The 10,282-nt window shown below is 51.8% G+C and carries 10 protein-coding genes and 1 pseudogene; 5 read left to right on the top strand and 6 right to left on the bottom strand.

Annotated features, from left to right (window positions below):
• Positions 1-132: 132 nt before the first annotated feature.
• From NNO04_RS17865 to NNO04_RS17880, 4 genes are read right to left on the bottom strand one after another with little or no spacing between them, the layout of a single operon-like run.
• Complete coding sequence (locus NNO04_RS17865) at positions 133-639, bottom strand: protein disulfide oxidoreductase (protein WP_271445819.1); 507 nt, start codon at positions 637-639, stop codon at positions 133-135.
• Positions 629-1,252, bottom strand: a complete 624-nt coding sequence (locus NNO04_RS17870; RefSeq protein WP_271445820.1) for a DsbA family protein — start codon at positions 1,250-1,252, stop codon at positions 629-631. Before NNO04_RS17870 ends, NNO04_RS17865 begins: the two co-directional genes overlap by 11 nt.
• Positions 1,249-3,135 carry a protein-disulfide reductase DsbD family protein gene (locus NNO04_RS17875; RefSeq protein WP_271445821.1) on the bottom strand — a complete coding sequence of 629 codons (1,887 nt, stop codon included), beginning with the start codon at positions 3,133-3,135 and terminating at the stop codon, positions 1,249-1,251. Before NNO04_RS17875 ends, NNO04_RS17870 begins: the two co-directional genes overlap by 4 nt.
• 48 nt (positions 3,136-3,183) lie before the next feature.
• The gene (locus tag NNO04_RS17880; RefSeq protein WP_271445822.1) at positions 3,184-3,549 is read right to left on the bottom strand and encodes a copper resistance protein; all 366 of its coding nucleotides are present in this window, start codon (positions 3,547-3,549) and stop codon (positions 3,184-3,186) included.
• Between the two features lie 256 nt (positions 3,550-3,805).
• Here NNO04_RS17880 and cbpA point away from each other — a divergent pair, with 256 nt between their 5' ends.
• The 4 genes from cbpA to dgcJ all read left to right on the top strand — a co-directional run bounded on the left by cbpA (position 3,806) and on the right by dgcJ (position 8,019).
• Positions 3,806-4,726 (top strand): curved DNA-binding protein, encoded by a 921-nt coding sequence (cbpA, locus tag NNO04_RS17885; RefSeq protein ID WP_271445823.1) that lies wholly within the window; start codon positions 3,806-3,808, stop codon positions 4,724-4,726.
• Complete coding sequence (cbpM, locus tag NNO04_RS17890; RefSeq protein ID WP_271445824.1) at positions 4,726-5,031, top strand: chaperone modulator CbpM; 306 nt, start codon at positions 4,726-4,728, stop codon at positions 5,029-5,031. Before cbpA ends, cbpM begins: the two co-directional genes overlap by 1 nt.
• Before the next feature lie 224 nt (positions 5,032-5,255).
• Complete coding sequence (locus NNO04_RS17895) at positions 5,256-6,353, top strand: 4Fe-4S binding protein (protein WP_271445825.1); 1,098 nt, start codon at positions 5,256-5,258, stop codon at positions 6,351-6,353.
• 136 nt (positions 6,354-6,489) lie between these two features.
• Positions 6,490-8,019, top strand: a complete 1,530-nt coding sequence (gene dgcJ / locus NNO04_RS17900) for a diguanylate cyclase DgcJ (protein ID WP_271445826.1) — start codon at positions 6,490-6,492, stop codon at positions 8,017-8,019.
• A 117-nt stretch (positions 8,020-8,136) separates the two neighbouring features.
• Here the strand turns inward: dgcJ and NNO04_RS17905 are convergent, their stop codons facing one another.
• Both NNO04_RS17905 and NNO04_RS17910 read right to left on the bottom strand, forming a co-directional pair.
• Positions 8,137-8,934 carry a tetratricopeptide repeat protein gene (locus tag NNO04_RS17905; protein WP_271445827.1) on the bottom strand — a complete coding sequence of 266 codons (798 nt, stop codon included), beginning with the start codon at positions 8,932-8,934 and terminating at the stop codon, positions 8,137-8,139.
• A 285-nt stretch (positions 8,935-9,219) separates the two neighbouring features.
• Positions 9,220-9,558, bottom strand: a pseudogene (locus NNO04_RS17910) (hypothetical protein); the annotation flags it as partial.
• A 254-nt stretch (positions 9,559-9,812) separates the two neighbouring features.
• Here NNO04_RS17910 and NNO04_RS17915 point away from each other — a divergent pair.
• Entirely contained in the window at positions 9,813-9,938 is a 126-nt protein-coding gene (locus tag NNO04_RS17915) for a hypothetical protein (protein WP_271445828.1), read from the top strand.
• Positions 9,939-10,282 lie beyond the last annotated feature (344 nt).

Raw genomic sequence — 10,282 nt, forward strand, 5'->3', positions numbered from 1 at the left:
AAAAAAGCCGATACGCGATTTTGTCCGCGATCCTCAGGGTTTGCTTCGTTGGGGAGCGAAATATGGATGCCATGAATGTGCAGAATGAAATGTGGCGGACATGAAAAAATGCCGGGTTTCCCCGGCATGGTTTCAAAACGCGTTAGCCCACCATAGTCGAAGTTTCATCCCCCAGTAGCTGGTCCAGCCGCTGGTGGTGGAGACGACCTCTCCCTTTGAAACGATCACCAGCGTCGGCGTTACGCTGATTTCCCAGCGTCGGGATATCTCGCCACTCGCATCATTGATGACCGGAAACGTGACGTTTTTGCGCGTCAGCCAGCGAGAGACCTCAGCCTCGCTGCCAGAACGCAGCGCAATGGTCATCACGTTGACCCCGTCCTGGTGAAGTCGCGCGACATCCGGGGTCGTGAAACGACAAACACCGCACCAGCTTGCCCAAAAATAGAGCAAGACCGGATTCTCTTCGCTGAGTCTCGCCAGGGTGACGGTTTCCCCGTCCACCGTTTGCAGCGGCGTGCTGTCAAAAGTGGGTGGAACCTGTGGCGCGCGCCAGGCATCAACCAGTACCGTAACAACGGTCAGCAGCGCCAGCAAGATAAGCCCTTCGCGCAGCCAGCGCCGTAACTTACTGACCATTAGCCGCCGCCAGTTTCTCTTTGACAACTTCTTCAAGCGTCTCCCAGGGCACTGCGCCGGGGATCATTTCATCCCCGATGATTGTCGCTGGCGTCCCCTGAACGCCAACCAGCCGGGCAAGCTGCAGGTTGGTACTCAAAGTCTCATTGCTTTTTTCATCCAGCGTCACTGCGGCCGTACCTGCTTTTTCCTGCGCCTGCGCAATGCTGGCGGCGGTGTGATATCCCCGTTTCTGCATCAGTTTTTCATGCAGCGCCAGGAACTGTTCAGGATGGTCGCGCCAGGTCGTCAGCGCCGTACGTGCCGACAGAACCGAACTTTCCCCTTTAAAGGGCAACGGCTTAATCACCACCGCGACCTGGGGGTATTTCTGCACGATTTTTACCAGCATGGGATCAAGCTGTTTGCAGTAGGGGCAGTTGTAGTCCGTAAAGTTGATGAGCGTCAGCGTCGCCTTTTTCGCGCCAATGCGCGGACTGGCAGGATCGTTAAACAACGCTTCCTGAATCAGCGCTTCGATCTGTTTTTCTTGCTCCGGCGTAAACGGTGCCGCCTCTTTCGCCATACTCAAACCAGAGAACACTGTGAAGAGCAAAATAATCAGGTATTTCATGGCATAACTCCTTTTGCGTTTTCCAGCGTTTGTAGGACCATCTCCTGCGTCAGTAAGGTGGGTAACGCCTGGCCTTCCGGTATTCCGGGGCCATAAATTTGGTTAAATGGCACGGCAACGCGGCCACGTTTTTTCAGAAATTCAGACAACTCATCGGAAGGGAGCGTCCAGTCGCCGCGCAGGGCAACAACATCCGGCTGTTGCAGCGCATCCTGCACAGCCTCTTTCTGCAATACGTTGTATTTATTGACCTTACAGGTGATACACCAGTCTGCGGTGACGTCGATAAACACCCGTTTGTTTTGTGCCAGCGCGTGCTGAATGGCCTGTTCACTCAGGGGTTGCCAGACCACGCTCTCTTTTGTCGGGGCGTGCGTGGCAAGTCCGATGTGCGGCAGCAGAAGCGTTGCCAGCCAGATTGCGGATCCCAGCATCATCAACCCAAGCAGGCGTCGTAGTCCGTTCATCCAGCGACCGGGACGTGGCAAACTCAGCGCCAGGCCGGGGCGCAGCGCAACCAGCAACCACGGCAGGCTCATCCCCAATCCCAGTGCGAGAAACAGTCCCCACAACGTCGGAAGCGGTGCTGTCAGGGCCACCGCTACGGCGGTGCCAAGGAACGGTGCGCTGCACGGCGTCGCCAGCAGGGTGGCGAACGCCCCCTGCCAGAAATGACCGGACATCCCATTGCCACCCTGGGTCGCCAGTCGGGTTGTCATTGCCGAAGGAAGCCGGAATTCAAACAGTCCAAACAGGCTGGCGCTGAAGGTCAGCATCACCACCACCATGACGCCAATAAACCACGGATTCTGGAATTGAATACCCCAGCCGAGCGCCTGATTCGTCAACCGCAGCACGGTCATCAGCAGCGCCAGCGCCATAAAGGAGGCGATAATCCCCGCCACCGAAGCGAGGAATTGCCGCCGCACCTGGTGTCGGTTTTTCTCCTCCACCAGCAATACGGAGCCGAGCTTCATCCCCAGAACGGGCAACACGCAGGGCATCAAATTGAGAATAAATCCCCCCAGTAGCGCCGTCAGAACCACTTGCCAGAGCGGCAAGGCGGCGTTTTCTGCCAATGGCGCAGGGGCGCTACCCACCGGGAGCGTGCTCTCCTGCGCGATCCCCTCATTGGTCAATACCAGCGTGACGCTCTTCCCGCGGAGATCTGGCGCCCCTTCCCCCCAGCTATCGCGAACAGGGATCGTCGCCTGCAGTGTCGTCCCCGCAATATGGAATTGCGGTTTACCGATTTCCGCGTCATCGACAGTATCGAGATACAACCCAGGGGTTGACCAGCCTCCCGCCCGCTCGGCTTCAACCACCAGTTCCCCGGCGCGCGCGCCAACGGTAATGGAATCGGTCAGTCCCTGAGACAGGGGGAGTCGCCCCATCGCCTGAGCAAAGTCATGGGCAAAGGTCGCGTCCTGGTGGGACGGCGAAACGGAAAACGCATAATCGGTCAGCAGACAGACGTTGCTGCACGTTGAGAGCGTCAGGATGCCTGCGATTTTCTCCGGCGCTTTTCCCCGAATCACCAACGGAAAGCTGACCTGGTCGTGATACCCCTGAGTGGTCAGATTCGCCACCTCAAAACGCGAAGGCGTTGGCCAGAACCAGTCGACGGCGGGCATCTCGCCTTTCCAGGCAATCGCAGGGGCAACACCGCCCTCTCCAGGTGAACGCCAGTAGGTCTTCCAGCCGTTTTCCAGCTTTACCTCCAGCAACAGCCGAGTTTCGCCCTGCGCAGTGGTATCGGCACGCAGCCGCACACTGGCATGATCATTCTCCGCTGAGCGCAGCCAGCCGTTGTCTGCCGCCCAGGATACGGGCAGCCATAGCAATAACAGACAGAACAGCATCTGCCTGAAAATAAGAATCATATTTTTTCTCCATGAATAATTAACTTACCGTTAGCAAAAACCGGTCTGTCATTCACGGAAAACGCAAAAGCGGAGATGAACTCTGAGTGTGGGGGGCGAGATGGCTCGCGGAGGGAAAAACGGCAGGCGAACAACCCGCAGAGGTGCCAGTAGAGCAAGGAGCAGGCAGAGGACAATAATCGCCCCTTCAAACATCACGGGCGGTGACGCCAGCAGTGATTTCGCGCTCAGTTCGCACGGTGTGACTGACGACGTCGCCTCTTCAGACGGCACATCCGACTGGACGGCCACGACGGTCGCGGCTGTTTCCATCTGCAACGCGTGCAGACCCGCCATGCGCTGCGCGGTGCAAATCATCACCACGACACATGCCAGACACAGAAACCACCATCCCATCCGTTGTCGTTTTGCCATTACACCCTCACTGATTGACGCGGGTTATCTTAGCCCCTGAGGAGGTTTTGGCAACCTTTGGCCTGTAAAGTTATGTCCACAGCCTGATTTCGCGCCCGCAATGCCCTCAGGAGACCCGCTATCCGTGGATTGATCTCATCCAGCAAAATGATGTTTTTCGGTTTGCAGACGCGTTTCTTAGGATTACCCTACACTTAACGGTGATGCTTTTTCAGGGGATTTCTTTTGCATGCCGTGATTTATGAGAGAGAACGCTATGGAATTAAAGGATTATTACGCCATTATGGGCGTAAAACCGACGGATGATCTCAAGACTATCAAGACCGCCTATCGCCGACTGGCCCGCAAGTACCATCCTGATGTCAGCAAAGAACCCGATGCCGAAACCCGCTTTAAAGAGGTTGCGCAGGCGTGGGAAGTGCTCAGTGATGAACAGCGCCGGGCAGAATATGATCAGTTGTGGCAGCATCGCAACGATCCGCAATTTAACCGCGCATTCCAGCAAGGTGAAAACCAGAGTTATAACACTGAAGATTTTGATGATATTTTTTCGTCGATTTTTGGTCAGCATGGCCGACAGTCTCGCCAGCGCCCGGCAACCCGGGGGCACGATATCGAGATTGAGGTGGCGATATTTCTCGAAGAGACCCTGGCTGAACACTCGCGAACCATCAGCTATACCTTGCCGGTATATAACGCATTTGGCCTTGTGGAGCAGGAAATACCCAAAACGCTGAATGTAAAAATCCCGGCGGGCGTGGGAAATGGGCAACGTATTCGTCTCAAAGGCCAGGGAACGCCAGGCGAAAACGGCGGACCCAATGGCGACCTGTGGCTGGTTTTCCGTATTGCGCCGCATCCTCTGTTTGACATCGTCAACCAGGATCTGGAGATCGTCCTGCCGCTGGCGCCGTGGGAAGCCGCACTGGGTACCAAAGTCACCGTGCCGACGTTAAAAGAGAGCATTTTGCTGACGATCCCGCCCGGGAGTCAGGCGGGACAACGGTTACGCATCAAAGGTAAGGGGCTGGTAAGTAAAAAGCATACTGGCGACCTGTATGCGGTAATTAAGATAGTGATGCCGCCAAAACCGGACGCCGCGACAGCAGCCCTCTGGCAACAGCTGGCAGAGACACAAACGTCCTTTGAACCGCGCAAAGAGTGGGGGAAAGCATAATGGCGAATGTCACTGTCACCTTTACCATCACCGAATTTTGTCTACATACCGGTGTATCAGAAGAAGAACTCAACGAAATTGTCGGCCTGGGCGTGATTGAGCCTTACGAGCGCAAAGCGGCCCCCTGGCAATTCGACGACCATGCCGCCGCTGTCGTGCGACGAGCCTTGCGGTTACGCCACGAACTGGCGCTGGACTGGCCAGGCATTGCCGTTGCGCTCACGTTGCTGGAAGAGAATGCACAATTAAGAGAGGAAAACCGATTACTGCGTCAGAGACTTTCGCGCTTTATTACGCATCCGTAACCCACGGATGCCTGTCATAAACAGGGGGCTTTACATTGCCCCCTCACTCTTTTTCAAAATAAACAATCACCGCCGGAAAAATAACACTTTATAGGTACGACGTAGCGCAAAACGTTATTTATCTGCGCAGCCAACCATTATCAGGATATAAATCAATTCTCGCCTTTGGGTTCCGCCGTAGCATAGTCGCATTATAGATGCACGTTCTGGAAAAATGGGCAGTCATGAGCGAAACGAAGAGAACACGCTGGCAACGCCGTCAGGGAACAACAGGCGGGAAATTACCCTGGAATGACTGGCGAAATGCCCTAACCTGGCGCAAAGCCACGCAATATCTGTTGCTGGCCATCAATATTTATATTGGCGTCAGTTTCTATTTCTGGGTCCGCTTTTATGAAACGGGCGGTACCAGTGTGTATATTCCCAGGCCCGGCGGGATTGAAGGATGGTTGCCCATCGCCGGGTTGATGAACGCCAGATACACTGTGGAAACCGGTTTGCTTCCCCCTATTCACGCCGCGTCCATGCTGCTTCTGGCGGCGTTTGTTCTGATAAGTTTGCTGTTTAAAAAAGCATTCTGCTCATGGCTGTGTCCCGTGGGTACGCTATCGGAACTGCTTGCCAGTCTGGGGATGAAATGCATGGGGCGTCATTTTACGCTCCCCCGCTGGCTGGATATTCCATTACGCGGTTTGAAATATGTGTTGTTAAGTTTTTTTCTGTATATCGCGCTTTCAATACCGGCTCAGGGAATTCAGCTCTTTCTCATGTCACCCTACGGAATAATTATCGACGTTAAAATGCTCAATTTTTTCCGTCACATCGGTACGACGACGCTAGCCTGTGTGATTATTTTCACCGTCGCCAGCCTGTTTATTCGTCATCTTTGGTGTCGGTATTTGTGCCCTTATGGTGCCCTGCTTGGCCTTTTTTCTCTGTTTTCTCCGTTTAAAATCCGCCGTAATGCAGACAGTTGTATTGATTGTGGGAAATGCGCCAAAAATTGCCCATCACAAATACCGGTAGACAAATTAATCCAGGTGAGGACTATTGAATGCACTGGCTGTATGACGTGCGTTGAATCCTGCCCGGTCGCATCGACACTGGTTTTTTCAGTACACGCCCCTTCCGGAACACAACGCATTCCACATCAGAAAACGCAGCAACAAAGCGGCCTCTCGGGGGCCACCATGACTGTACTGGTACTGGGGATCGTCTTTGCCGCAGTCGGCATCGCCATGCTGGCGGGTGTCTGGGAGAGTCCCGTTCCCGAGCATCTCTATTTCCGGCTTATTCCACAAGCCAACATGATTGGGCATTAATTGCACGAACTCGCCGGATGTCAGGATAAAATATATCCTCTGAACCAGAGGGTATACTCACCGGCGGGAATTTTAGGCTTATCGATGCTATACTTGGGGGCATTTGCAAGTGGTTTAAAAAAGGAAAATTACCAACTTGTCTTCAAATAAATATATCAGCGCAGTTGTTATCATTATTGCCTGTACGACATCGATTTTTTTTGCCCTCTTCGCGCATGAATACCGTAGTCTTCAACGCTACATGGGATACATTGCTGAAAACGGAAAGTCTGCGTTATTCCATGAGGAATTCATTAACCAGGATATTGCATTTCGCTTATCGAGAGCATTTTCATCTACAGCGTCTCCGTCAGTAAATGAAGCGGATAAGATGGCTGACATATGCAAACACGTCGAATCAGAGAATACGATTTTCGGTTTAAATCTGGTGGGTAAAACCCTGACCGCTTTAGAGGGTACGCTACAAACTCACAATCCCTCGTGCGCGCAATGGGGCCAGGACGTCTTTGCGCTGCCTATTATTCAACATGCAAACACGATGATTTCGTCACAGTACAGTTTTTCGAACTACAACGGATATGTGTTCAAAAACATGCGGTATTACATTGATCTTGCACACAATTATATTTACATCAATCAGTTAGTCGATACCCGGCACTACAAATTCAGTAACTGGCTGGTTACCGATGATGACAGCATCAATATTGTTCGTAGCGCCCACACCATCAATATTGACGCCACAGCATTAAATGACTTGATGCAGGGTGAAAATATCGTTTCACATATTTATCATGATGGCTATACGAAAAAAAATATCATTAGCATGCTTACCCCTGTGTTCCGTCACAACATCGTAAAAGGAATATTAATTACCGATATCAACATTAATGATCTGGCAACGTCGTTTCATACCCTGGATCGTCCTTTGCTGTGGCAATTTTTATCTCTTTACGTTACTGATAATACCACCCGTGACAATATCATTTTCCATAACCCGTATATTAAAACGGCAGAGGCAATTAATTATGAAGCACCGATAACACAGTATTACACTCTGCATATTAAGCTGGATGCTCTTTATCTTATTATCAGCAATATGTGGTTAGTTGTGCTTTATATATTCAGTACCTGGCTGCTGTGCCGTTATGCTAAACAACAGTTTATACGTCATATGTCACTGTCTCACGACAATGTTACCGATGCGACGACCGGTCTCTACAATCGAAAAATAATGAACGCCAGTCTTGAGCAAAAAATCCGTACCCTGCTCCAGAAAAAAATCGCAGTCACGGTCATATCGATCGACAGCGATGGGTTGAAAAAAATCAACGACACGCTGGGGCATCATATGGGCGACAAAGCCATTCAATCTCTGGGCATGGCGATAGCCCAATCTATTCGTAAAAGTGACTACGGTATACGACTGGGCGGAGATGAATTCAGCCTGATTTTGATCGATTATACGCTGGCGAAATCCAGGGATGTTATTGCCCGAATCCAGGAGAATCTGACCACCCTGGATGAAGAAAAACTCGTGGCCTTCTCCTATGGCTGCTATCAGCTGCATCCTGATGACACGCTGGAAACCGCACTGTTAAAAGCCGACGATTTGCTGTATCAGCATAAACGGAATAAATACGGCATTCCGGAGCCGGGTAAGAGCTGAGTGGGTGATAATAGCGCCTCTCAGTGATGAGATAAGTAAACTATTCGTCAAACGTTTACAGGACAGGATCTTCAGGACGGCATGCCTGGCATCGCCGCCCTGCTGATTAAGATGGGGTTACGTCTTTGGTTGGTCGCGATGCTGTTCGAAATAGTTTCTCGCTTTTGTATCTGCTTCTTCAAAAGCGACAGGCGTTAAATTCTGCTTTGCGCTTTCCATAGCGCTCTGCGCATCAAAATTTCCATTAGCGACGGCCACCGCAGTCCATATATAGGCTTGCGCATAGTCCTGATCCACGCCTTTGCCTTCCAGATACATTCTCCCCAGCAGGCCCTGAGCTTCCGCATTTCCCTTTTTGGCTGCCTGCTCAAACCACTCAACGGCCTTTTTATCGTCCTGAGCGACGCCTTTACCTTCTAAGTACATCATCCCAATTTCCGCCTGAGAACCCCTGTCTCCCTGCTCCGCGGCCTTGCTAAACCACTCCAATGCTTTCTTATTGTCCTGAGCGGTTCCCTCTCCCTTTAAATACATTGCCCCGAGCATACCTTGCGCCAGCATATCGCCCTGGGGAGCTGCCTGGTTAAACAACGCAAACGCTTTTTTATAATCCTGAGCAACGCCAACAACCTCTCCCATGTAATACATAGCACCCAGCATACTCTGACCCAGTGCATCTCCGTGACTGGCAGCTTGCTTAAACAGCTCAAGCGCTTTTTGATGATCCATAGCAACGCCATCACCCTCAAAGTACCTTCTGCCGAGTTGACTCTGCGCCTGCGCATCCCCCTCGGCAGCACCTTGCTGTAAGACAGCCACCGGCTCTTTATTCCACTCTTTTGCTTGTCCCTGCGATGCGCCTACACCCCATAATAAGCCGATGAAAGTTAAGGCGAAGAGAGGTCGAATGTTCATAAAACGTAATCCTTGTTAAGAAAAATGCACATAATGAAGATGGCATACTAACAATCCAACCCGTTTGACCGGCGGTTGTGATCTGTATCAGAACTTTTGACGTTGACTGAATCGCAACCTTGTACCGAAAAACACAAATGTTCGGTTTATCCGCGTTTCTGTTCAGCACCATGTCTAACTGTCAAATGATACCCGCGACACAGCCAATAGTGAGATTCCGACGCATTTCCTCTGTGTTCAGCAAAGTGCCTCAAGGAGGCAAGCCCCGCGTTGTGCCCCGCTTTACCCCTGCACGTTCCAGGTGTAGCGGTCCTGCTGTTTACCGGGGTGGCTGACCGTCTCCGGCAGCCCCAGCCGGTTATAGCGGATGCGTGTCGTTTTCCCTTCTGCATCCGTCACCGCCGTCAGGTTGCCGTCTTCATCATATTCATAATGCGTGGTACGGTCCGAACAGTCGGTATAACGCGTCAGTTGTCCGCGCGCATCATGCGCCAGCAGCACCCTGCCACCCCGCGCATCCGTGCGGCTGACCGCCAGTCCCTGTTCATCATACCCGTAAAGCGTGACGCGCCCTTCCGGGTCCGTCTCCTGTAGCACCTGGCCGTGTTCGTTGTAACCCGCCTTCCCGCTTTGTCGTAATACCAGTGGTCATGGTAGTACATCTGCCCCGTGCGACTGGTCAGCCACCCGCTGCGGTCATAGCCGAACACCAGGCAGCCCCGCAGTTTGTCATTGATGCCACCGACTTCGCCGTCACCGTTCCAGATGTAATCCCGTGCCACACTGCGCCCGCCGGGAAGCTCCGCGAGTGATGAAATGAGTGTGAATATTGCGTGGTATTGCTCCAGATCCTTACTGAACAGGCGCAGGGATCTGAAATGGAACACCCCCTGACCGGGTTGCTGTGTGAACTGGTCTGGTTCTTTGCGGCAAAACTGAAAGCGCCACGCTGTCTGCGTACTGCTGATGGTGTGGTCTTTATTACAGATCTGATCCAGCTGTAAGATCCTGATCGCGGACAGTAACAAGGCACAGGAACTGCGTGAACAGCTTTATTAGGTTAAACAGTTGGTTAGTGGAATAAAGAAAGGCGTGGTTAGTGCGCTGAATAAGGGTTAGATAATAAAAATCCCGGGAGATCTTTATATCCCCCGGAATTTAGATGGTATTAACAATTAAATTTCTGATATATTGTTTCTCATTTAGCACAAAACCTGTAAAGATTTAACCCGCCTCTCAGTCCTATCGGGTCAGGATACGTAATCTATGCATTTCGCAAATCATATCACCAATCCCGGACATAGATGTTCAAAATCGTAACGTCATAATTCCATAACCTGTATTTATA

The sequence above is a fragment of the Citrobacter sp. Awk 4 genome (assembly GCF_028069725.1).
GTDB lineage: Bacteria > Pseudomonadota > Gammaproteobacteria > Enterobacterales > Enterobacteriaceae > Citrobacter_D.